Raw genomic sequence first — 23660 nt, 5'->3', positions numbered from 1 at the left:
ACCCAAGAGGCTGCCAAACTATGCGAATCGTGCGTGTTGTTAAGGCCATTTCACTTCGACTGATGTTCGGAGTTTTAAGCCTCCTCTTTATCTCCCTGGTCACTTTCATTGCCGGGGCATACTCTCAGGGCGATGCTGCTGCACTCCAGGCAGGTGACAAAGCCAGCCCAGAGGCAGTTGCTCGAATCCGTCACCTCATGGGGCTGGATCGCCCCTGGCCAGTTCGCTACGTGGAGTACCTCAACAACGCGGCACACGGAGACTTTGGCAAAAGCCTCACAGGCACCAAAGAACCGGTTGTGGATGTCATCGGCAGGACGTTGCCCGTCACTCTCCAAGTGGCTAGCCTGGCGATTATTGTCGCTACAGTCATCGGCCTCCTGCTCGGAACAGTTTCGGGCATCTACCGAAACAAAGTCCCAGACCGAGCGATTCTAACAATCTCGACACTTGGAGTAACGCTTCCAAACTTTGTCCTTGCCCAAGTGCTCACATACATCTTCGTCACGAAGCTCGACAGGCTCCCGCTCACTTGGAAACTCGACAGACCCGAAGGCGACTTGGTATATCTCATCCTCCCCGTGGTGGTTCTAAGTGCTCGATCAGCAGCCCTTATAACACGACTCACCCGGCAGAGCATGATCGACACACTCCAACAAGAGTTCATCCGAATGGCGGTGGCAAAAGGCGTGCCCAGACTCGGGATCTACATCAAACACGCTCTGAGAAATGCCATCCTCCCTGTGATCACCGCAATTGGCACCAGCTTCGGCGTCCTGCTCACTGGCTCGTTCGCCGTCGAAATTGCGTTCACCATCCCAGGAATCGGAAGCACAACGATCGATGCGATCAAATCCAACAATATGCCCGTTGTGCAGGCATGCGTCATGGTAACAGGCACAATGTTCCTGGTGCTGAACCTCATCGTCGACATCCTCTTGCCCATCCTAGACCCCAGAGTGCGGGAGAGTCAAATTTGAAGAAGGCCTTTTCAAACCCGCTGGTAGCCATTGGCGCCATTTTCCTTGTAATGCTCGTGCTGTTTGCCACCTTTGGCCCAGCTGTCCGTACAGCTCAGCTACGGCCCGCAGGAAAGGAAAACTTCACCGCTGTCTATAACCCAATTGATAAACCCCTCAAACAGATGGGTGAAACGGTTGGAATCGGCACCGACGATCAAGGCCGAGACATCATCGCGCGGTTGGCACAAGGCGCGCGAGTATCGCTTTCCGTAGGATTCATTGTCCAAGGCATCAGCATCTTCGTTGGGCTGGGCGTTGGTGTCATTGGAGTGTTTGCACCTACCTGGATCAGACAACCCATCCTACGACTCACAGACGCGATGTTCGCGTTCCCCGACATCCTTCTGGCAATCCTGATCGTTGGAATCATGCGTGGTTCGGGGCTTGGCATCCTGCCCGTAATCGTAGCCCTCTCCATCACCGGATGGCCCGCACTAGCGCGCCTGACCGTCACTCAAATCGCCTCGGTCAAAGATCGTGAGTTCGTTGTTGCAGCTAGGGCATCAGGAGCCAGCACGATCTACCTCGTTTTCAAGCACATCCTCCCGCAAATCTTGCCACTTGTGCTCGCTGTGAGCATGATTGAACTGGCCGGCAACATCCTTGCAGAAAGCACCCTCAGCTACCTGGGCATAGGAGTGCAGGTGCCAGATCCCAGCTGGGGCAACATGATCAATAACGCACGAGGTGCAGATATCACGGCAAACTTCATTTTGCTGTTCTCACCTTGCCTTATCCTCAGCCTTACAATCTTCGCGCTAAACTTCGTCGGAGACGGCATCCGCGTCGCTCTAGACCCCAAGAACAGTTAAATATCTGTGTCGAGAGACTTCGATTGTGCCTTAGCCAGATATATTAATGGAGCAATTGCCCCGCAACTTAGCGGGGCCAAATGCAGTCCAAACCAATGCATGCCTTCAAGTTAGCTATCATCGGCGGCGGAAACATGGGAACCGCCCTGGCACGATCCGTCCTTTCAAAAGGCATCATGCCCCCCAGCAACCTTCTTATTGTCGAGAAAGACGTCACCAAGTGCGACGTTCTCGTCGAAGAGTTCTCTTGCCACGTCGAAGGAGACATCCCACCAACACTCGGCGTCTACGATGTCGTGATTTTGGCGGTGAAGCCACAAGACTTCCAAGCCGCCTCCGCAAAGATAGCCCCCCTCCTCAGGAATAACCAAATCGTGCTGTCCATCATGGCCGGAATTACCATCGACCGTCTCGACAACGAACTCGGAGGACACAGCAGGATCGTGCGATCCATGCCCAATCTGCCCTTCCTCATCGGAGAAGGCACGACAGTTTATATCCCATCACCCGCCGTAGGAAAGACGGACCTCGCCACAATCTCTACCCTCCTGAATGCCTGCGGAAAGTCGCTACAAGTGCAAGATGAAGCCCTACTCGACAGTGCCACAGCCATCTCCGGCAGTGGTCCGGGATACGTCTACTACCTCATCGAACACTTCATGGCAGCAGCTGTCGAACTCGGCTTCACCCCAGAAGAGGCCCAAAAGCTAGTAGCCTCCACCCTAACAGGCTCCGTAAACCTCTGGCTGCGAGACGGACGAACTGCCCAACAACTCCGAGCCTCGGTCACATCCCCAGGCGGAACCACGGCCGCAGCCGTAGAAAAGTTCGAGTCCGAAGGCCTCGGGAAGGCGTTTCACGACGGCATCGTTCGCGCCTGCGAAAGATCCAAGGAACTCTCCGGGCAGTAAACAAAAAAGCCCCGGCTAGCAACTGCCAGCCGGGGCCTCCGCAACGCTTAAAGCTTGCTCTTAACCACCTGAACTGCACGTGCCAACTGGTTGTCCTTATCAGGCTCACCAAAAGTGACCTGTTTGGATGTATCCAATTCCACCTTCACGTCAGGCTCCAAACCGCCGCTAATCATGACACCGTCGTCATCAACCTTTCGACCGATAAACCCGCTCGTCGGCAAGTAGTACTTCGCAATCGTCACCTTTGCGCTCGAATTATCCACCAGCGGAAACACATTCTGGACAGAAGCCTTCCCATAAGACCGAGTGCCTACCAAAGTGGCCTTGCTATAGTCGTGCATACAACCAGAAAAGATCTCAGCAGCACTCGCGGAGTCCTGATCAATCAGCACCACGACTGGGTAGTTGAAGTTATGGCGATCACCGGAGGAAGTCTTAGCCACCTCATCCCGTCCGTTCCGGAACTTCATGGTAACTACCACCTTGTCTTCCAAGAACCGACTCAGCATCTCCACAGCAGTCTCTAAAAGCCCACCGGGGTTGCCTCTTAAGTCGATAATGAGCCCGTTCATACCAGCCGCTTCCAGCTTCGAAATCTCTCGATCAAACTGACTGGTAGTCGGCTCGCTAAACTGAGTGACCGCAAGATATCCGATCTTCTCGTTGGGAAGCATATGGCTATCCACGCTAGGTGCCACAATCCGAGCCCTCTTCATGCTCAAAACAACCGGCTTGGTCTTGCCTGCTGGAATAATCGTCAGCTTGACCAATGTGCCCTCTTTGCCCTTCACCTTGTCAACGATCGCCTCGATATCCTTACCGACCACCGATACGCCGTTGACAGCGGTAATGATGTCGCCCTTACGAAGTCCAGCCCGATACGCCGGACCATCTTCAAAAACAGCTCCTGCCTTGGCTCCAAGGGGATCTGAACCCAGCCGAGCACCCACTCCAAAGAAGTTGCCGCGGGTCTCATCTGAGAACGACTGAGCGGCACGAGGCGGGAAGAACAACGTATGAGGATCGCCCAACGACGCCATCATTCCGCTTATGCCCGCATACTTCAGTTCAGTGCCCTTAACAGGCTTCACATAGTTGTTTAAGATCCGCTGGTAGTTCTGGCGAAAAACCTGCTCCCCAGAAAGCCCATCACGTGAAACCTTGACTCCGAAGAAACCGTCGAGGGACTTCTGAGACGGTGCATTCCCACCTCGAATATCCCTATAGAAGAAGCCAAATGCGGTGCATGCCACAAGGAGCGCTGCAAACCCGAAACCTCTGAGAACCAGTTTCATAGTGATCCCTTCCCATTTAGCATGGCCGTCTTCTCCCCAAACTTCGCCCGGTACCGAGCGACCATCAGGGAATAACCACTTCCGTCGGGAAGCTTAACAATCTCTCGAATCGAACGGTCCCCACCCATTTCGGACCCACTCAACTTAGCAAGACCTTTCGTTGAAAGAGCAAGCGCAAAAATCTCAGCAGAACCCCGCGTGCTCTGATCTACCAACAAGGTGATCTTCGGCGGGTGTGCATTCCCGTGGGTCACCACAACCGGCTCCGGCTTCTCTTTCCGCTCCGTCACAAGGTAGCCATAGGTCCCACTTGGAGCAACCACCTTCAAGCACTTTCGCATCGAGTCAAAATCGCCATGGGCATTGTTGCGAAGATCAATAGTCAGCTCAGACTTGCCCGCAAGCGCTTTCTGGAGGTTTGAAGAAGCGAGCTTATCAAATGGCAAAGTGATGGTATTCCCTTTCACTGAAAAGCCCGGCAGAATGCTGATCCCCTTTTGAAGAGTGGTCGTTCGGCTGATGCCTTTACGATTCCAGACAACGGTCAGGCTACCGGACTTCCCAACCATCAGCTTATCCTTGGCCTTCATCGGCATGATCGCCCGCTCAATCTTCTTGCGGAACTCGGTCACAACCGCGTTGTACTGCTCGTAACTGATTTTCTTTGTGCTGAACCCGTTTCGGGCATTCGTCACCTTCTGCAGCAAGGCGTCTTCCACAACATAATGGTTGTCAATGTAGCTAACAACATCTCCGGGCTTCACGCCTGCCTTATCCGCAGGGCCATTCGGGACTACGATGGAAACAACAAGTTTTGGAACAATAGCCGCGCGAAAGGCAGCTTCCTCAGGATCCTCTGAAGCCGCTACCCCTGGAATAGGAACATCCCGTCGAGGCCCCTCAGATTGAAGCTGGAAGTCCGCTCCGATCCCTTCAAATTTGCCCATCCGAACGTTCAAGAAAGCTTGAAACTGGTCCTTGTCCATAAAGTTGGATCGGGAGTCACCAAGGCTAAGAATCATGCCTCGCACTGCTCCACTTGCCAACTTCTGCTCGTCGGTCACGGGCTCCACATACTGCTGCTTTAGCAGCTTGACCATCTCGTCATAGAACTCGCCCACAGGGACGTTTACATCCTCAACGATATCTTCCCTTGACGCGACCAGTCGTGAACCAAGGGGATCTCGGCTCTGCTTGCCTCCGCTTTCCCCAAGATCTGCTCTATCTCGTAAGCTTGATCCGAGATAGACAGACGAGCAAGCCAGCACAACCGCCCCTGCCGCCACAAAAGACTTATAAGTATCGTTCATCCGTTGTTGATTCCTAACTCTCTACATACGTCGGAGAGTTGATCGCATTCATTCTCCAACACTAAATTTAATTAGAAAGCCCTTTTCTTGCTTCTTTCACTCGTGGATCTGGGCTATTCATGATCTCCAGTATCACATCGGTAGGAAGTTTCAATCCTTTATGGCTTGCCAGCTCAATGAGCGCCAATTGAACGTCTGGATGCTTGTCCGTCAAGGCATTCCCAAGCTCCTCTGACGTTGCGCCTTTCTCCAGCGCCCCAAAAGCGAGAATAGCTGCTGCCCTCACCCGTGGAGATCGATCAGTAACCGCAATTCGTAAAGCACCCCGATGCGCCTCTTCAGGATTCTTCGCAAAGAAGTCTAACAGCAGTAAACGAACCCAAACACTGTCGTCACGAACACCCTTGTAACCTTCAATCTGAAACTCGGTAATCCCACTCTGGATGAGTTTGATACAGCTGAGTGCCCGAACCGCATCGCTAGGTTCATTGACAGCCGACCAGAGCATCTTCCTCATCTGGTAGTCATCTTTGGGATCACTTGACTTAGTGACTTCAAGCTTCAACTCAGGATCACTCTGCTGCAAGAAAGTCATCCGAATAATGCTCGACTCACGCCCAGGCAACATCGATAACGCTCGAACCGCTGAAATGCGGCAAAGCAAGCTGCGGCTGTCCAAAAGAGGAATCAGCTCAGAAGAGACCTTCGGATCCTTAGGAGCGGCAATGGCAAGAGCGGCCGCAGCCCGAGTCGCCTCGGTGACACCGACGCGAACTAACCGGTGGATCGTCGCATTCGCAGACTCTGTTCCCACTTTGCTCAGTGCCTGGATCGCATATTCGATAATCCATGGGTCGTAAGAAACAGACGCTAATGCCGCCAGGGCGATCTCATCAGAAGCCGCAGGAGCGCCCTTCGCATAGTTGGCCACTGCATTCAAGCGAACAACATCCGAAGTATCTTTCAGCAACTTCAGCAACTCATCCGAAGGCTGAGCCGAATGAGCCCACATGGCTCGCAAAACCGGATCAGATGAAGTAGAAGACGGAGTCTCGGGAGCGAGTGCTGTGTCGGCAGCGTCAGACGACACCTTGAAGTCGGCAAAAGCGTACTGGATTGGCCCCAAGGTGGCGCGTAAAGAGTTACGTGCCTTATCAGAAGGTCCAAGCGCCAAGGCAGTCACATTCTCGACTCCTAACGACTTCAGATCGACAGCAATCTTGCGCCAAGTACCGTCAGCAGTAAAAGGAGCCTCGAAGGAAGCACTCGCTCCCTCGCCCGAGGGCTGTCGGCCAATCGATACGCTGACAGTCTTGCCCTGGTCGTCACTGATGCGTATAGACAGCGGATCCTTTGCAACACTCTTCACCCAAAAACTAAAAGTAGGTGCTTTGCTCGCCTGGAACAACGGGCCGCCGGCCTTCGGAACCGGGAAATCTACTCCACCGTTACGGACAGTGCCTGTCTCGCTATAAACCAACACATTGCCCTTTTCCGAATCAGGAGCAATACCAACATTCGTGTTTGCTCCCCGAAAACCAACAGAGGCGAGTGGAGCATGTGTGGACTTTCCGAGCTCGACAACAGGAAGTCGCCAGCGCTCCAGCAGAGTCTGAGCCTGTTCGTCGCCCAAGCCTATAATGGACGCCCACTGTCCACCCGGAACAAACAAGCTAGGGTTCGCAACACCAGGAATCACACCATCGGGTTTGTTCTCAAGAGGACCCGCTACCCCCTTCTGCAGCGCCAAAGTCCTAAGCTGATTTACCCATACTCCAAACCAGTTTTCAGCTAGAACACCCTCCGACTCATAACCTGGAATTCCAAGAGCCGAAACCGTGGAGACGTGGGTCCCATTAACCCTTAGGCTAGGAGTTTTCAGGAAAGGAGCAGGTTGAATCACCAAAACGGACTGATATGGACCACGGTAGACCTTATCTTCTGATTCGTACTTGCCACCGTTGATTCGAGGCTCAAGATAGCTCCGAACGAGCTCTGTGGGGTCATCCCCTTGGATCCTCTCACGCTCATTATCAAACGACACAGAGGCATCAAGTCGTACTTTGCCACCAGTCTGTACGGCGACAAGCTTCCCAACCAAATCCAGCTCACGCTGAACTCGCGCCAGATCGTCCTTTTCCAACGCCCAAAAACTTTGCTTGAGAGTCCCATCAGGAAGAGTCTGAAGAGTGCCCAGGTGAGTGAACACCACCACTTTCATCTTCCAAACAGCTGCATCTTGGAGACTAAGACCGGCAAACTGCTTCGCTACTTCCGACCAATCACCCGAGACTTTAAATGTTTGCGGAAAAACCCGGTCCCCCGCAGGCAGATACCCAAAACCCGACCAATTCAGTAAATCAGTAGGGACCTCCGCGTTAAAGCGCGTAGGCCATGATGGAGCTTGCCCCGGGGCTGGCGTCTGAGCCCCGTTCTGGGAAGCAAGAGAAACAAACGCCAACAGTGGGGCAAAACTCAACATCTCAATCTAATAACTTGAACAGTCGAATATCCTGAGGAGTGGCGGCATGACCGTCTCCACGAGTGAACTCAAGACCACTAACGGTGCTCACTTCGCTTAAATCGGCCGGAAGCTTGCCGATCAGATCGAGAACAACCTTCTTGACCTTCTCCGCATTGGACTGGAACACTGCGAGAACATCGTGGGCAGTAACCGCTTCAGTGCCAGCATGAACTCCGCTGTCGTAGTCAGTGATGAGCGAGATATTAACCACACCCATTCCCAACTCGTGGCAGAGATAAGCCTCTGGGTACTGAGTCATGTTGATCACTTCCCAACCCTGATCGTGGAACCACTTACTCTCAGACTTGGTGCTGAAACGTGGCCCTTGAATCACGACAACCGTGCCGGTCTCATGACAAACAATGCCGTGCTCCCGGATGGTCTCAATCGTGAGCTTTCGCAACAACGGGTGGTACATATCCGCAGGCGATACGTGCGTTACGATCGGGCCATCATAAAACGTATCCCGTCGGTTGTTCGTCCGGTCCACAAACTGATCGCAAACCACAAAGTGACCAGGCTCAACATGCTTCTGAAGCGAACCTGCAGCACATGGACTAATAATCGCCTTGCAGCCGAGCGAACGCATCGCCCAAACATTCGCACGGAAATTGATCATGTGAGGAGGAATCGTATGATGCCGGCCGTGACGAGGCAAAAAGGCTACTTTTCGCCCCTTTACGGTCGCCAGGAATACCGCATCACTGGGAGGACCATAAGGCGTGTCCACCTTAACCTCACGAACGTCTTCGAGCAGGCTATAGAAGCCTGAGCCGCCAAATACACCAATCTCTGCGTAATCCATAAATCTATTTCTTCGATGCGAGTGTCCGATGAATGGCGTCGATAAGCTTATCAACGCGAGAACCTCTTCTTAGAAGCACGTTCTCATCGATAGGAACAACCATCCCGTTCTTGATGGCACTAATTGGCTTCAGCTTGGGATCGTTGAGCACGCTCTTAACCGTAGCCGCCGCGTTCAGCTTGCTGGATGGAACAATGATGACATCCGGGTTCTCCGTGATCATCTGCTCAGCGTTCAACGCCATAAACTTAGGCCCAGTCGGCCCCACAAACTTCCCACCAGCAACGGCAACCACATCGGCAAGGAAAGAAGAACTGCCCGCAGCCATGCTCTGTCCACCGCTACCTGGCAACAGAACCGCTACTTTGGGAGTCGGCGTAACAGGCGTCCCCTTTGCACTTGCAGCCGCAGCCACAATCTTATCGACGTAACCAGAGAAGTTGGTCTCACCGCCGATCTTGTTGGCTAGCTTATAAAGCTGCTCTTCAAATCCAGTCACCGTCTTCGCATCAAGCGCAAAGACTTCAGCCCCAAGCTCTTTGATCTTAGCGACATCCTGATCGCTATAAAGGTCCGCATCATAAACGACCAAATCAGGCTTGAGCTGCTTGATCTTCTCGTAGTCGGGCTTAAGCGACGCAACCACAGGGATCTTTGCGACTGCATATTCCGGAAAATCGTCATAAGCAGTCCGCCCCTTCACGGATTGCGCATCCCCGAGGCTACAAGCCAACTCAGTGGTTCCAGGGCTTAAGCTAACAATGGCTCGATACACCTTGGGACGAAGCTGTCCACCAAAGTGCTGATCCTTTTTGAAGCAGCCACATAGGACGAGTAACGACAGAGGAAGGCCAAGCAGGAGCGACCGACGCATTGCCCATTGTGACCCAATTCGAAGCGCCACGTCTCGTATTCAAAGCAACTTCTACGCTTAATGAGCATTCGTTCCAGAAGAATTTCACGAAGACCACAATCAAACCGAGACTCATAAGAACCCCGTTAGAATTCCCCGATAGAAATCAATGAGTCGCCGCTTAATCTAACGAGAAATCTGCACAGTTCTTGTGTTTTTTCCATTAGCTACAGGAGACAGCCTATGCTATCCAGTACTAGAAACCAATAAGACGGTTAGTGTTTCTTCTACGGATGCCTTTAAAAATGGGAGCCTATCAGGACTTTGTCCTAGAGATGGGCATCAACGCCCTTGAAGGTGACCAGACTCTTGTGTTCCTAGCGCTTCAAAGAGACCAAGGGCGGGTGCTCGCAAGTGGTTGTGCGCTCCTCTGTGACCTGAAAGCAGTTTTAGGCGATGAAAGCTCTCCGTTACAGGCAGGCGGCTTGGGCGTCTACCCTCTCGGCGAGTACGTCGTATTTCGGTCCATCGGAAGAGCCAACCCCATCTCTGCTGGCGCTCAGAGAGCCGAGATGCGAAACGCAATCGAAAGACTTCTAGCCGACTACGAAGAGGACGGCACCGAAGACCTTACCGAGATCAAAATTGATGATCTCACCTTGAGCCCCACGCAAGATCTCGACGAACTGCCAGAAGTCGCCTAAACTTCCAAAATCACATAAAACCTTGTAGCCAAACAAACTTCAAAGGTATTATATGAACCGTCTTAGGGGTGTAGCTCAGCTGGTAGAGCAATGGTCTCCAAAACCATAGGTCGCGGGTTCGATCCCTGTCGCCCCTGCCAATTCTCTTCTTGAATCGGCTTTTCAGCCTCGCTGAAAAGCAACCTGACCAGCAGAACCTTGAAGTTCCGAGTAGCTTCTCTGCCCTACCAGGATCAACGTAAAGCCGTTGGAATTCCATGCCACGCAGTTCACACCATTGAACTCGCCCTGATAAACAGGCGGCACGCCCTGCGCAGGAGCCATATCCTGGAGATTCAAAACGCCACGGATAGCAAGCAGAGTCAAAGGCCCCTTGTCATCCATCAAGTCCAACCGAACCACCGGACGACCATCGCTGACACCGGTCTCACCGCCCATCACGGTCATTCCTTCAGTAGCAACATTGGGCTTAACTCGCCCCATCAGGTCATCCAGCCAACGATCAACATCAGCCGCGGTCTTGGACTTGGGCGCAGTCTTCTTAAGGCCACTAAACATGCGGAGGATGTCAGCGCTTCGCACCGAGTCCCCACGGACCTCGTGCATCATGTACCGACCGGAAATGATCAGCCCAAAGAAGATCGCGCACATAGCCCAGGCATACCGCCCGACAAAAGACTGAACACGCTTGGTTCGATCAATCTCATCCAACCGCTTGACGCAAGACTTCCAGCACTCGTCGTTATCGTATCGAACTGCTTTCTGCTGAACACAATCCTTTAGGTTCAAGATCGCGTTCACCTCTGCGCTCGCGACCGGATCCTGCAGGAGAGACTGTTTAACGCGAGTTGCGTTCTCAGCAGTCAATTCTCCGTCTGCGTATTCGTGAAGCTCAAGCCAGTCTTTCATTCAGCCATGTCCTTTTTTATATAACCTTCATGGATGGCGAACTGTTCCAATGACTTACGCAAAATGGATCGTCCTCGCGCCAGTCGCGAACGCACGGTGCCAATGGGCACACCTGTAGCATCCGCAATCTCCTGGTAACTAAGACCTTCCAGATCACTGAGAATCACTGCCATCCTAAAATCTTCAGGAACACCCGCAAGGGCCTCCTCAATTTCAGTACCCAACGCGTTGTCGAAAACAATCCGATCAGGCACTTCTGCCTCGGACGCCATGGGTTCAACAACTCCCTCTTCGTCTAAAGAACCTAGCTGAGGGCCGCGTTGACGCTGTCTGTATTTATTAATATACAGGTTCGTCAGAATCCGCAAGATCCAGGCCTTAAAATTCGACCCGTCAAAACGGTCGAACGCATCATATGCCCGAATAATGGCTTCCTGAGCAAGATCTTCAGCTTCTTCCCGGGAGCGTGTCAAACGCAAAGCCGTACCGAAAACCGAGGGGAAGACCTTCTCAGCTTGCCTTTCAAAAGCGTCCCTATTGTCGCGCCTTGCGAATAGCATTAGCCGGGGGAGTCTACCTCTCGTTCACCTTCAACGCTCTACCCAACCGGTTGGTTCCCCGACTTTTGCGTTTCGAACACAACTATCAATAGTGCTGGACTACGCAACTTCAGTCGAAAAGACTGCTCTCGTTGCCCGCTTCAAAAGCCAACAGCCACTGCTTGATGTCCGTGCCATAAGCAAATCCAGTCAACGAACCATTCGCTCCAATCACCCGATGGCAAGGCACTATCAAAGCAATCGGATTCGTCGCATTCGCCCGCCCCACAGCCCTCGCAGCACCATCGCGACCTAACTTCCGAGCGAGATCCCCATAAGTAGTCGTCTGACCATAAGGAATGCGAACCAGCTCCTGCCAAACCTCGTTCTGAAACTCAGTCCCACCCGGCGCAAGCGGCAGTTCAAACTCAGTTCGCTTCCTCCGGAAATACTCATCCAGTTGCTGGGTCACATGAGCCGTCCTACTAGGACAGGGATTCTCGCGCGGAGGTGGCCCGAAGCGAAGATAACAAAGGCCACCACCTGCATCGACTTCGACACTGATCGGACCAATCGGCGACTCGTACACACTCGTATAGTTCATACAGACTCCTTAAGACTATGCCAAAGGTGATTCGTGGCAAGGCTCCGATAAGGAGCAAAAGGCTTCATCATCTCAACAATCTCATCCCGCGTTGGCTTCTCACCCAGTCCATAGAACCGCTCAAGCCCGGCCCTCAATCCGGTATCTCCCAATGGAGTGCAATCCAAAAAGCCCAACCCACGCATCATCACATAATTCACAGACCAAGGACCAAGCCCCCGAACCCTCAGCAACGTAGCCTCCGTACGAGACGCCGACCAGTCAGGCATCGATTCAACCGGCAACTCTCCACTAACGATCTTCCGCGATGTCTCTATCAAATACTCCGCCTTCCGCTGCGAATACTGAAGCGGCAAAAGCTCCTGCACCTCAAGGTTTGCCACCTGCACAGGTGTAGGCATGCACACCAACTCACCCTGCCCTTTCGCACCAACTTTCTCCGTCAACCGCTTCAAAAGAGTGAAGGCAAACGGAAGGCTAATCTGCTGCCCAACAATCGACCACACCAGAGAGTCGAAAACCGTGACTGTCTCAACGATCCGCAACCCACGCCGATGACCCAAAAGTCGAGCCAACCCATTGCGCTCTAAAGCCGCCTCAAAGCTCTCTACACCTTGCCACAAACCTAAAACCCGGGACACGACTCGATGAACATGAAACATGTCCGCCGGACCATCCACTTTGCAGAGCACCCCCGATTCACCGATCTCCAGCGAAACCTCCACCACGCGCTCATTCAACTCAAAGGCAAAGCTATAAACCTTCCCAACCAGTTGCGCAGTCACCGATCCGGCATCCCGCCCCAAACTTCGCAACAGATAAGGCACCGAATACCCCTTCGGCAACTCCAGCTCAAAGCTCGATGAGTCCATCAGTCGACGGTAGCGAGCTGGTGACAACCCTGTAAGCCTCTGAAAATTCTCGTAGAACGCAGAATCCGACTCGTACCCAACCTCAGCAGCTGCCTCAGTAGCATTCACTCCCTCCTGCAGATGCCGCATCGCTGCTCTAACTCGCGCAGCCGTCATGAGTTCAAACGGAGTCGAATGGTAGTGCTTCTTCACACTCTCAAAGAGCTTCGACTGGCTCCACCCACACTTCTTAGCAAACTCAGAGACTCCGGGAAAATCAGAAGGAGAAGCCCGCAACGCCGCCACAACCTCTTCCAGTCTCTCAACCTCAGCATCCGTCCCAGCATGGAAATCATCAGGTCGACACTTCTTGCAAGACCGCAATCCAGCCTGCCGCGCCTTCTCGATATCCTGAAAGAACCGAACGTTCTCCACCTTCGGCTTCTTGGCATAACATGAGGGCAAACAGTAAATCCCCGTCGTCAACACCCCAACATAAAACCGCCCGTTATAAGTGGCATCGCCAGCCAGAAAGCGATCCAACATAACCTCGGGACTCAGTCGCATAAACACAGTATGCGGTCAACAAAAAAGGCGATTCCTCTGGATTCCTCCAAAGTAATCGCCTTTTTGAATGTCTTGCTTCTGTTAAGCCCGAGCCATAGGAATCGCAGTCAATTTCGGCTGCTTCGAAGCCTCAAGCTGCTCTGCGGTGATCTCGTTATAAAGGCAGTCGCGCTCCACAGGCGTTCGGCCAACCTCTTCGATCATACGAATCATGTTGTCGTAAGTAAGAGCCTGCCGCTTATTGCCCCACTCGCCTTCCTTGTAAGTGATCTCATACTCGTGAACCAAGCCATCCACGTCATCCGCACCATACCACTGGGCCATCTGAGTTACCGGAACCGTATTCATGATCCAGAAGCTCTTCACGTGCTCAAAGTTATCCAACATCAACCGAGTTACGGCAATGTTCCGAAGATCCGTGTCCCCAGTCGGCTGCGAAATATGCTCCAACTCCGTCTGCTCTGGGTGGAAGCTCAGCGGAGTCATCGTCAAGAAGTGCCCGGTCTCATCCTGAAGTTCGCGAAGCTGAATCAAGTGATCCACTAGCTCTTCCGTGGTCTCGATATGACCGTAGAGCATCGTTGCATACTGCTTCAAGCCCAGCTTAGAAGCCGCACGAGCAACATCCTTCCACTCGTCGCCATTCAGCTTCTTGCCAAACAGCTCCGCATGAACGCGCTCACTCAAAATCTCAATACCGCCGCCTGGCAGACTGTCCAATCCAGCCTCAATAAGATCAGCCAAAGCCTGATCCACACTCACCTTGCCCTGCCGTGCAATCTCAACAATCTCAACAGCAGTAAAAGCCTTCACGTGAACGCCAGGTCGTGCTTCCTTAACCGTCCGCACGAGGTCCAAATAATATTGGTAAGGCAGTCGTGGATTGATTCCTCCGACCATGTGAATCTCCGTCAACGGCACATCTCGATGCCAATCAAGCCGGTGCTTCACCTCGTCCAAAGTCATCTGATAAGGCTCAGGACCACCCTTCTTGGCATAGAAGCTACAGAACTTGCAGAACTTATTGCAGATGTTCGTGTAGTTGATGTGCTGGTTGCGCACAAAGTAGGTCTTGTCCCCATGCAACCTCTCGCGCACAATGTTCGCGAGGTAACCCACCCCGGTGAGATTAGGAGTGGTGTAAAGAAGAATTCCATCTTCCCGGCTCAACCGCTCGCCCCGCTGCACCTTCTCATAGATCGGCAGCAATTCCGCACCAACGATGACTTCTGGGTCCATTGCCATGACTCCTCGATTGTACCTCTAAGTTTCAGAAACTTATGAAACTTAGAGGATTCTACGCATTTTCCAAGAGCAAGTTACGGAACCACAGAAATCTTCGCTGCCCCACTCTTAGCCACTTCTCGAACAGCATCAACATCGCTTCCCAAAGAGGCCGAGGCCAACGCAACCGCCATCCGGCGATACTTACGCGTATTCGGCTTTCCAAACACACGAACATCAACCGCAGGAACAGTCATCGCCTCACCAACTCCCTCATAAGAAGGCTCCTCAGCAGAATCAAAATCAGCCAGCACAACCGCCGAAGCTCCCACTCTCATAAGGTCAACAGAAGGAATTGGCAACCCAAGAATCGCGCGCGCATGAAGCTCAAACTCACTCAAGTTCTGGGTGCCAGCTAGCGTCACCATGCCTGTATCGTGAGGACGTGGCGAAAGCTCGCTAAAGACAACGCCCGTATCCGTCAAAAAGAACTCCACACCCCAAAGCCCAGCCCCAGTCAGCGCTTCAGTCACCTTCCCCGCCATCTCCTGAGCCGACTTCAGATCCTCATCTGAAATCGAACACGGCTGCCAACTCTCCTGGTAATCCCCACGCTCCTGAACATGGCCAATAGGAGGGCAGAACAAAGTCGGCCCACCCTTCTGAGTCACCGTCAAAAGCGTGATCTCACTGTGGAACTGAATAAACCCCTCCACAATGACATCCCCGTAATCGCCTCGACCCTTGGTGTGAGCATATTCCCAAGCCGCATCAATCTGATCAGCCGTCCGAATCGTGGACTGACCTTTTCCAGAAGAAGACATGAGAGGCTTGATCACGCAAGGCAATCCGATCTCAGCAATCGCTTCACGAAGCTCCTCTAGACTCGAAGCATAACGATAAGGCGCGGTCCGCAGACCCAACTCCTTCGCTGCCAAATCCCGTATCGCCCGCCGATTCATCGTGAAGTTCGCAGCCTTCGCGCTCGGCACGACCTGAATGCCCTTCGCCTCATAGTCGTAAAACCGTTCCGTCCGAATCGCCTCAATCTCAGGAACAATCAAATCCGGCTGGTGCTTCTCAACAAGAGCATCAAGCGAATCCCCGTCAAGCATATCGATTACGTCTCGAAAAGGAGAAACCTGCTGCGCGGGAGCACCGTCGTAGCTGTCGACAGCCACCACTTTCTGCCCAAGCCTCTCAAGTGCAATCGTCAGTTCTTTGCCGAGTTCGCCCGAGCCGAGCAGGAGAATGGTCTTCTTCACCCTTTGATTTTAGCCAAGATGATAGTAAGACACGATCGACGGCAACCGATTGCTATCAATCGAGAGCCCTTCTGACTCCGAAGTCACCCCAAAAGGAACTTCAACACCCAACTCCCCGCGCAGCCGACTCCAGTAGTGCCGAGCCGCCCGCGCTCCAAATTCGCAAAGCATCAACTCAAGCGCAGTACTCCGTCCTACAAGCCGCAGGTCAAACCGATCAAGATGCTCTCTCAGCAACACCGGGTCTTCTAAGATATCAAACCAGGGCAGTACCGCATCCCGCAACGTCCCCAATACAAGCTCACCCACAAGCTGTGGAGACTGGGCGTACCAAATGGTCCTCTGATTCAGACGGCTCAAATTGCCAATCTCACCAGCCGCAACCAGCGAAGGCGCCTGAGAAGCCGGTCGCCAATAGCGACTTCGAACCACAGACAGTTGCTCGTTCGAAGCCGAAAACCGAACACTGAAGGGGAAATCGTTTCGGAAAGGCGTGGAAACCGGCGTGACGAAAAAGATCTCCTCACGCAAAGGACCACGGCGCCTTTCCAACAAAGGAATACCGCCGTTTCGAAAAAGTCGGAATCCCTCATCAGCCAGCACCTTTGCAATGTGCAAGATCACGGTATTCACCATGTCCTCGGGATGCCTCAGATGAGTTCGCGACTCACGTCGCTCCCACTCACTACGCCACTCAGATTCCGTGTTGAAATTGCGTGAAATAGTGAGAGGTACTTGCAACTTACACCTGCCCTGGCAACGGAGGTGGGCCGCCTGCCGTCACCTCATTCTGAATCGGACGAGTCTGCCAAACAGTTCCACTCACACCAGAGGCAGTTACCTTCTCCGTCCCAACGCTCCCCGCTCCACCCGGCAAATACAACGCTGCCGCATCGCTCACAACAATCCCACCCGTCGGAGCAAATTTCTGAAGGTGAGCAGCAATATCGATCACATGCGAAAAGTTGACAGACCGAATGTCCCCCACTTCCGCTGTCATGATCGTCCCCGTATGAATTCCCTGCCGGATCGTAATCGGCACACCAATCTTGTTTCGAAAAGTGTTCAGCTCAATCAATCCCGCCTGAATGTTGCGAGCAGCATTAAACGCCTGCTGAGGATGGTCAAAAGCACACGTCACACCATCACCAGCCGTTGAATGGATCTCTCCCCGATACTGCTTCACAATGCGTTCTACGTATTGGTGATACTCGTTGAAAGTGAATTCAATGGCAAGAGGATCTGCAAGCTCCTTCATGCGAGTCGAACCCACAATGTCCACACTCAAGAACGTGGAGGTCTGCTCGCTCGATTGCAACTTATCACGGAGATCAACCAGCTGCTTCAAAAGCTCTTGCCGCTCACGAATAGGATCTTTAAGGCCCAACTGTGACCGGTTACGATCTGTCACTCGCTGAACACCAAGCCCAATCACCGCACCTAATAGCGTACAAGGAACCAACAACAGCGCAGGAGGCTGATGGCTAGCAGGAATCTGAAACACAAACCCAAAAATGGAATTCGTGGCAAAGAAGCTGCCACCAAAGATCGCCCCTACCATCGCCGCAGTCTTAGAGTCTCGCGACACGCAAGCGTTGTACAGGCCTAGCGTAAGCCACACCAGGGCAATCATTCCAAAGATGCTCCCGGGAGAAGCGAGGTTCTCGTTCCCTTGGAGCAGCAAAGCTGCCTTGGAAGCAGCTGCCGAAAACAGGCCGCACATCGTGGCAGCCATGCCTGTCAAAACAAAACGTCGGGTGTGAGGCTCTAGTGCGAGGTACTGAGAGCGAACATTTGCAAGGAAACTTTGTTTCTGCTGCTCAGTTCGCAGCTTAACAGCCAAACGGACATACTCAGCAGGCGCACCGGTTGCCTCGGCGACCGCTTGAATAGCGCTATCGTCAAGTTGGCCTCCATTGGCCTCACGCAGGCGTTCTGCCAAGACCAACATCTGGTCAACGCTATCCTCACTAAGATGCGTCGCCTGCTCCGTAAACCTGCCTTCCAAATTTCCTAGGCTCCCTCAAGCATTGTACTACTGGTAAACCGAGGGATTCACCACGTAGAGGACCACTTTGTTTAGATTCGTCTGGAACTATATTGGACTAGACAGACCTTAGGCCCAACCGATCACGGTTGAGCCTAAACTTATTCGCCAAGTAAGCGGATTACAGACCGCAACCATCGGCCGATGGCTTGGTAGCATAGGCAGCCCTTGGTGTGACCTGAATCACGGCCGGAAGCTCCCGATCTCCAATAGCAAACACTGGGAAAACTGCCCGACAAGCAGTGTCCTCTGCGTCGTATCGGAAAGAGTCGTACTTAAACGATGGATAGTAAACGTCAGACAAAGAAGCAGCCTTCAAATTGAACTGAGTGGTCGAAGTCGGCACAGATGCCCGGAAAGTCCCGTCGTATGCAGTGGTCGCAGAACCGACAAGCACCTGAGGACTTCCAGAGTTGTTCGGATCTTGTGGCCCATAGAACTGGACAACAACGCCTCGAATGGGTTTTCCAGACGTCTCATCAACTACCTTTGCTCTTACGCGAACCTGACGAGGCTTCACCCCAAAATAGCCAGTGTACGTGACTCCGTTGTAGAGCGTCGCCACAGGCTGGAGTGTAGCGGTCTCCCGGTTCGCCGCCTGGAAAATCCCAGTGGAGTTTCCAAGGGTCCCATAAGTGTTGGAAGGATCAAAACTGATCCATTCAGACGTCGTCAAAACGTTTCGACTTTCCCCAGTGGCAGTCTTAGTGTAAGAAACAAGCTGCAACTTGACCGAATCACCCTCTTGGATGTTCGTAATGTCTTGATAAATATAACTCGGATCCAACGTAGGATCCGCCAAAACAGCCTCTACCTGGGGAAGAGAAGTTGTTCCATTTGCACCTGTCGAGCTACTAGATCCACCTGATCCTCCACAGCCCAACCCAACGATCCCTAAAAAAACGACAATTACGTAACTCGAATGCTTCATTTCTTGGCCAGTCTCTCTTGACTGGCCCCCCAACTCATGGCGGGGCCAGCTTTGGTCCTACAGGCCGCAACCGCTTGGAGGCGGAGGCGGAGGCGACGAAGAAGTTTTCGGATAGACAATCACATCGTTACTGAACGTAACGGTGTTACCAAGAGTGAGAGCAGGTAAAGGCGTATAACATCCAGCTATCGACGCTGCATAGTCTCGACTTCCGAAACCGTACGAGTTGTAATAACTAGTAGAGAACGCACTCAAATCGACAACAAATTTCGTCGCAGAAACAGGAAGGTTCAAAACGAAGCTGCCAGTGGAACTGCTCGTCGTCGTCGCAACCAAACTACCATCACTCTTGTAAGCTTTGACTGTCACTCCTTTAACTTGCGGTGTATCTGACGTACGAACTTTACCAACGACACGGGCAAGTTGAGCGTTTACTTTCAAATCTGCGCCGAAAGTCCCATACTGGGTAGCTGCATTGATTCGATAAGTGTTCGAAGAACTTCCGACAGCGGTCAAAACACCAGTGCTGTCCACAGTCGCAATCGAAGCAGGAGCATTCGTGGACCAGGAAGTCACGGTCAACTCAATCAAGCTACCGCTCTTCGTATCCGTACCGTATACATGGAGCTGTAGTTGATCGTTAACAGCAATCTGGGTCGGTTCCACGACCACTGTTGAAGCGCTCAGAAGACGTGGCTCAATGTACACCGCGCTCAAAGAACCGCTGTTCGATCCGCCGGCTCCTCCGCCACCGCCGCACCCGACGGAACCAATCACCAAGGTCGCTGCCGCAACCACCAGACATAAAATGGAATATTTTCTCAAATGTTTCTCTCCGACCGAACGCCTAACAGACGTTTAGGCACTGCGCCAAGACACGCTCATATCTTACAAACGTTTCACGGATGCTGAACTGAAGCCGTGGGGTAACAGCTCAATAAACTGGTAGTTTTTTACCTCTCCCTTTTCAGAGATGAGTTGGACCTCGAAAGGTTCAGACGGATCGGCGAATTCCGCCAACACCTGCAAACAAGCGCCACACGGAGTCCCTCCATCCTGAGTCGCCACTGCAATTCGGCGAATCCGAAGCGACCCCTCGCTCACCATCTTCACCACCGCCACTCGCTCTGCGCAAAGCGTAAGCCCATACGAGATGTTCTCCACATTGCAGCCTGTGAACACCCGACCCTCGGCATCCTCAACAGCGGCCCCCACCTTGTACCCACTATAGGGAGCATAGGCAAGCTCTCTCGCTTTCAGTGCTAGTTCGCCAAGGTTAGACATAGATATTCTTAGGTAAACGAAGCGATCGTCACACCCTGACCACCTTCAGCCGGCTCACCATCGCGATAAGACGACACAGCCGGATGCGTCCGAAGATAGTCCTGGGTGATCTTTCGAAGAACACCGCCACCCTTTCCATGGACGATCCGAACCATCGGCACGTTGCCTAAAACCGCGTCATCCAAAAACCGCTCCAAATCTCGAATCGCCTCTTCAGCCCTCATGTGCCGCAGGTGCAACTCGGTGGTCGCAGTCATCGTCTTCTGCAAACGAATATTCGACTTCGGCTTGGCAGGCTGGTCCGTGTGACTCTTCAGAACTTCAAGCTGATTCACGGGGACCGTCATCTTCAACATGCCCACCTGAACCATGACTTTCCCATTTCGTGGGTCCTCAATAGCCGTCCCCGTCTGCATGTGCCCGGTCACGCGCACAATACTTCCCTTCCGCACGTCCGCCGCCGGAAGCTTGGGGTCCGCCTTCGGCACAAATTCTTTCGCAAAATCACGCCCAATCCCATCGAGATCACGGAGTCCCCGTCGAACTCGGTCTTGCACCTGCGGATCGTGCGGCGCCTTCTTCAGGTCCTCAAACAACTTCGACGCTTCCAGACGAAGCTCCCGAAGAACAGACTCAATCGTCTCGTTCGCTTTAGAGTGGGCCGTCTTGCGAATCTCCTCTGCCTCAGCCAACTTCCGAGCCGCCCGCTCCTCCGCCTTCTTCAACTCCCCAGTACGGCGATCTGCCTCACTCTGAGCATTCCGGGCCTGCTTCTGGGAGTTCTCAAGCTGCTCCAACATGCGAGCCATGTCAATCGCTTCCGCTCCCAAACCGGCCCGAGCCTTCTCAATAATGTCCTTGGGAATCCCGTACCGCTCCGCAATCCGAAGCGCTTGCGAAGCACCCGGAGCACCCATCATCAACCGGTAAGTCGGCTGGAAGGTTTTCTGGTCAAACTCCATCGCAGCATTAGAAAACTGCGGGTGACTGTAAGCAAACGCCTTCAGCTCGCCATAGTGCGTACTCGCCAAAATGGTCGCACCCTTCTCCACCATCGACTCCAGCACAGACTTGGCAAGCGCAGCGCCCTCCGCCGGATCGGTTCCCGCACCAATCTCGTCTAGCAGAACAATCGCTCCGTCCTTCAACTTCCTCAAAGACTCGGAAATGTTCTTGATGTGGCCGCTAAATGTCGAAAGCGACTGCTGCAAGCTCTGCTCATCCCCAATATCCGCCCAAACCTGCGAAAAAGGAGCGAGCCGAACGTCCAACGCAGGACAGAACATCCCGCACTGGCTCATCAAAACAAAAAGCCCAACACACTTGATGGCAACCGTCTTTCCACCCGTGTTAGGTCCGGTAATCAAAACGCTGCTGCCACGCCCTACCTCTATATCAAGTGGAACAACCTTCTCAGCCGCCAACAACGGATGCCTTCCGCCATGCACCTTGATGTAAGCCGTACTGTTCCGAAGCCGCTGAGGCATCGAACTCTTCATCTCGTAAGCCAACCGAGCCTTCGCAAAGATCACATCCAGCCGGCTCGCTGCCTCAATTCCGCCGGTGATGTCAGCCCCGATAGAACCAACCTTCGTGCTGAACTGAGTCAGAATCCGATGCTCCTCGGTCCGCTCCGCTGCCTCAATCTCCCGAAGCGCGTTGCTCAGCTGAACAACATCCTCCGGCTCCACATAGATCGTCTGCCCCGAACCCGACATGTCGTGAACAATGCCCTTGATCTTGCCCCGATTCTCGGCCTTCAAAGGAACAACATAACGACCATCACGAACCGTATAGATCGGATCACTCAACAAATCGCGGGTCTTGCCAGTGGTGTACGACTGAATCCGCTCCAAAATCCTTGCCGAAGCACCCTTCTTCCGCTGCCGCAAAGAACCCAAAGCCGGACTCGCAGTATCCAACATCGTCCCATCCGACTCAAAGCTCTCCAACAACTGCGACTCAACCTTCTGATGATCAGGCAGAGCCTCTCCATAGGGAGCCAGGTTCGGCAAACTCTCAGCCAAATTGGACAGGAACGACTTCATGAGCCGCATAGCCGCAAGCGCCGCACCGACGCGGTAAAGCTCCTGACCACCCAAAACTCCACCCTTATTCGCACGCTTCAGCGCGCTACGCATGTCCCGAACCGCACCCAAACTCGGCACGGAGTGCTTGGCCAACGCGTCATAGGCCTCATTTGTAAGGTCAAGCAAATGCCATACCTCGTCCGCGTTATAACTAGGAAGTAGCTCCAGACACGACTCGCCACCAAGCGGGGTCTCGCAGTGAGACAACAACCGCCTTCGAATCGCATCGAACTCAAGCACCTTTAACGCATGCATGGCAATAGCATTGTGACAGGCCAACACTCAGCAACCTAGGCAATTGGATCGATCAATTTCTGAGTCATGCTAGAAATACGATGCTCACACCACTCATTTTTCTCGCGGCAATGGCCCAACAGCCAACAATCCTCACCCCATCCGACGACATCTGGGTCTACCCACACGCCTCCGACCCGCAAAAAGATGCCTACCTCCGCGTGTGGGGCGATGGCACCAACGCAGTCGCCAAAGAACCCTCCGACGCCGAGAACCTCTCCTACAGCTACCTCCAGTGGGACGTCACGAACCTAGTCAAGGGTAGAAAAATCAAAACCGCCACCCTCGTCCTCTTCTCCATCGCCGACCCCAAAATCACAGAAGCCATCAGTAAAAAGAGCCCCCTCGAAGTCCGCGCGCTCAAATCCGGCTTCACCGAAAAAAACTGGACCTACAACGACATGCCAAAGTTCTATCCCACCTTTGGCCCCGAAGCCGTTTTCGGAACCCAGTCCATCAGCCCCTTCCCAGAAGCAGGAAAAGAGTTCGGATTCAAAATCGATCTCCTCAAAGGCCCCAACAACTTTGCTGCCTACCTAGACAAAGCAATCTCAGAGCAAAAACCACTCGCCCTGGCGCTCACCTCCAAACTATTCGTAGGAGAACAAGAGGGTGTGCAAACCATCTACAAGCTCTACAGCAAGGACGCCGACAAAGTGACCGTTCGTCCACAACTGGTTTTGACATTCGAATAGTTAGTTAAATTGATCAATTTATATCTCAACCAGGATTAGAGCAAATTATTAGGACCCGGAACAAAAATCCCGGTGTATCCTAGCCCCTACGCCCAAAGACGCGCGTTTTTTTGTAGGAAAC

The 23660-nt window shown here is 53.0% G+C and carries 22 protein-coding genes and 1 tRNA gene; 6 read left to right on the top strand and 17 right to left on the bottom strand.

From position 1 onward, the window contains the following. Positions 1-20: 20 nt before the first annotated feature. The 3 genes from ACZ51B_RS17460 to proC all read left to right on the top strand — a co-directional run bounded on the left by ACZ51B_RS17460 (position 21) and on the right by proC (position 2745). Complete coding sequence (locus ACZ51B_RS17460) at positions 21-980, top strand: ABC transporter permease (protein WP_464294621.1); 960 nt, start codon at positions 21-23, stop codon at positions 978-980. Beyond that, complete coding sequence (locus tag ACZ51B_RS17455) at positions 977-1834, top strand: ABC transporter permease (protein WP_464294620.1); 858 nt, start codon at positions 977-979, stop codon at positions 1832-1834. The genes ACZ51B_RS17460 and ACZ51B_RS17455 overlap by 4 nt, the downstream gene beginning before the upstream one ends. 80 nt (positions 1835-1914) lie before the next feature. Continuing rightward, entirely contained in the window at positions 1915-2745 is an 831-nt protein-coding gene (proC, locus tag ACZ51B_RS17450) for a pyrroline-5-carboxylate reductase (RefSeq protein WP_464294619.1), read from the top strand. A gap of 47 nt (positions 2746-2792) precedes the next feature. Here proC and ACZ51B_RS17445 read toward each other — a convergent pair whose 3' ends face one another. The 5 genes from ACZ51B_RS17445 to ACZ51B_RS17425 form a co-directional block, all read right to left on the bottom strand. Beyond that, on the bottom strand, positions 2793-4043 hold the full coding sequence (locus tag ACZ51B_RS17445) for a S41 family peptidase (RefSeq protein WP_464294618.1): 1251 nt from the start codon (positions 4041-4043) through the stop codon (positions 2793-2795). Beyond that, positions 4040-5353 (bottom strand): S41 family peptidase, encoded by a 1314-nt coding sequence (locus ACZ51B_RS17440; RefSeq protein WP_464294617.1) that lies wholly within the window; start codon positions 5351-5353, stop codon positions 4040-4042. The genes ACZ51B_RS17445 and ACZ51B_RS17440 overlap by 4 nt, the downstream gene beginning before the upstream one ends. Before the next feature lie 67 nt (positions 5354-5420). Next, on the bottom strand, positions 5421-7835 hold the full coding sequence (locus ACZ51B_RS17435; protein WP_464294616.1) for a HEAT repeat domain-containing protein: 2415 nt from the start codon (positions 7833-7835) through the stop codon (positions 5421-5423). Position 7836: 1 nt separating this feature from the next. Next, the gene (locus ACZ51B_RS17430) at positions 7837-8682 is read right to left on the bottom strand and encodes an S-methyl-5'-thioadenosine phosphorylase (RefSeq protein ID WP_464294615.1); all 846 of its coding nucleotides are present in this window, start codon (positions 8680-8682) and stop codon (positions 7837-7839) included. A 4-nt stretch (positions 8683-8686) separates the two neighbouring features. Beyond that, positions 8687-9556, bottom strand: a complete 870-nt coding sequence (locus ACZ51B_RS17425; protein WP_464294614.1) for an ABC transporter substrate-binding protein — start codon at positions 9554-9556, stop codon at positions 8687-8689. A gap of 284 nt (positions 9557-9840) precedes the next feature. On the opposite strand from ACZ51B_RS17425, the gene ACZ51B_RS17420 reads away from it, so the two are divergent. After that, complete coding sequence (locus tag ACZ51B_RS17420) at positions 9841-10239, top strand: hypothetical protein (protein ID WP_464294613.1); 399 nt, start codon at positions 9841-9843, stop codon at positions 10237-10239. A gap of 64 nt (positions 10240-10303) precedes the next feature. After that, positions 10304-10379, top strand: a tRNA-Trp gene (locus ACZ51B_RS17415). A gap of 22 nt (positions 10380-10401) precedes the next feature. Here the strand turns inward: ACZ51B_RS17415 and ACZ51B_RS17410 are convergent. From ACZ51B_RS17410 to ACZ51B_RS17355, 12 genes are all read right to left on the bottom strand, one after another. Beyond that, positions 10402-11148 carry a hypothetical protein gene (locus tag ACZ51B_RS17410; protein WP_464294612.1) on the bottom strand — a complete coding sequence of 249 codons (747 nt, stop codon included), beginning with the start codon at positions 11146-11148 and terminating at the stop codon, positions 10402-10404. Further along, positions 11145-11708: a sigma-70 family RNA polymerase sigma factor gene (locus ACZ51B_RS17405; protein WP_464294611.1), complete on the bottom strand. Its 564-nt coding sequence runs from the start codon at positions 11706-11708 to the stop codon at positions 11145-11147. The genes ACZ51B_RS17410 and ACZ51B_RS17405 overlap by 4 nt, the downstream gene beginning before the upstream one ends. A gap of 109 nt (positions 11709-11817) precedes the next feature. Further along, a complete protein-coding gene (locus ACZ51B_RS17400; protein ID WP_464294610.1) occupies positions 11818-12291 on the bottom strand; it encodes a methylated-DNA--[protein]-cysteine S-methyltransferase in 474 nt (157 codons plus the stop codon). Next, positions 12288-13709, bottom strand: a complete 1422-nt coding sequence (locus tag ACZ51B_RS17395) for a DNA-3-methyladenine glycosylase 2 family protein (RefSeq protein WP_464294609.1) — start codon at positions 13707-13709, stop codon at positions 12288-12290. The genes ACZ51B_RS17400 and ACZ51B_RS17395 overlap by 4 nt, the downstream gene beginning before the upstream one ends. Positions 13710-13790: 81 nt before the next feature. Next, a complete protein-coding gene (locus tag ACZ51B_RS17390) occupies positions 13791-14954 on the bottom strand; it encodes a CofH family radical SAM protein (protein ID WP_464294608.1) in 1164 nt (387 codons plus the stop codon). 74 nt (positions 14955-15028) lie between these two features. Next, entirely contained in the window at positions 15029-16198 is a 1170-nt protein-coding gene (gene purT / locus ACZ51B_RS17385) for a formate-dependent phosphoribosylglycinamide formyltransferase (protein ID WP_464294607.1), read from the bottom strand. 9 nt (positions 16199-16207) lie between these two features. Next, on the bottom strand, positions 16208-16822 hold the full coding sequence (locus ACZ51B_RS17380; protein ID WP_464294606.1) for a hypothetical protein: 615 nt from the start codon (positions 16820-16822) through the stop codon (positions 16208-16210). A 118-nt stretch (positions 16823-16940) separates the two neighbouring features. Continuing rightward, positions 16941-18206: an adenylate/guanylate cyclase domain-containing protein gene (locus tag ACZ51B_RS17375; RefSeq protein WP_464294605.1), complete on the bottom strand. Its 1266-nt coding sequence runs from the start codon at positions 18204-18206 to the stop codon at positions 16941-16943. A 160-nt stretch (positions 18207-18366) separates the two neighbouring features. Beyond that, positions 18367-19047, bottom strand: a complete 681-nt coding sequence (locus tag ACZ51B_RS17370; RefSeq protein WP_464294604.1) for a hypothetical protein — start codon at positions 19045-19047, stop codon at positions 18367-18369. Positions 19048-19233: 186 nt separating this feature from the next. Next, the gene (locus ACZ51B_RS17365) at positions 19234-20001 is read right to left on the bottom strand and encodes a hypothetical protein (RefSeq protein ID WP_464294603.1); all 768 of its coding nucleotides are present in this window, start codon (positions 19999-20001) and stop codon (positions 19234-19236) included. 63 nt (positions 20002-20064) lie between these two features. Next, positions 20065-20460, bottom strand: a complete 396-nt coding sequence (cdd, locus tag ACZ51B_RS17360) for a cytidine deaminase (RefSeq protein WP_464294602.1) — start codon at positions 20458-20460, stop codon at positions 20065-20067. 8 nt (positions 20461-20468) lie between these two features. Beyond that, positions 20469-22805, bottom strand: coding sequence for an endonuclease MutS2 (locus ACZ51B_RS17355; protein ID WP_464294601.1), 2337 nt, complete (start codon positions 22803-22805; stop codon positions 20469-20471). Positions 22806-22885: 80 nt separating this feature from the next. Between ACZ51B_RS17355 and ACZ51B_RS17350 the strand changes: the two genes are divergently transcribed. Next, a complete protein-coding gene (locus tag ACZ51B_RS17350; protein ID WP_464294600.1) occupies positions 22886-23539 on the top strand; it encodes a DNRLRE domain-containing protein in 654 nt (217 codons plus the stop codon). Positions 23540-23660: the final 121 nt, after the last annotated feature.

Source organism: Fimbriimonas sp. LA-C6, from assembly GCF_055398105.1.
Note: the sequence above shows the minus strand (reverse complement) of the source record. Positions and strands in the feature narration are given on the sequence as shown.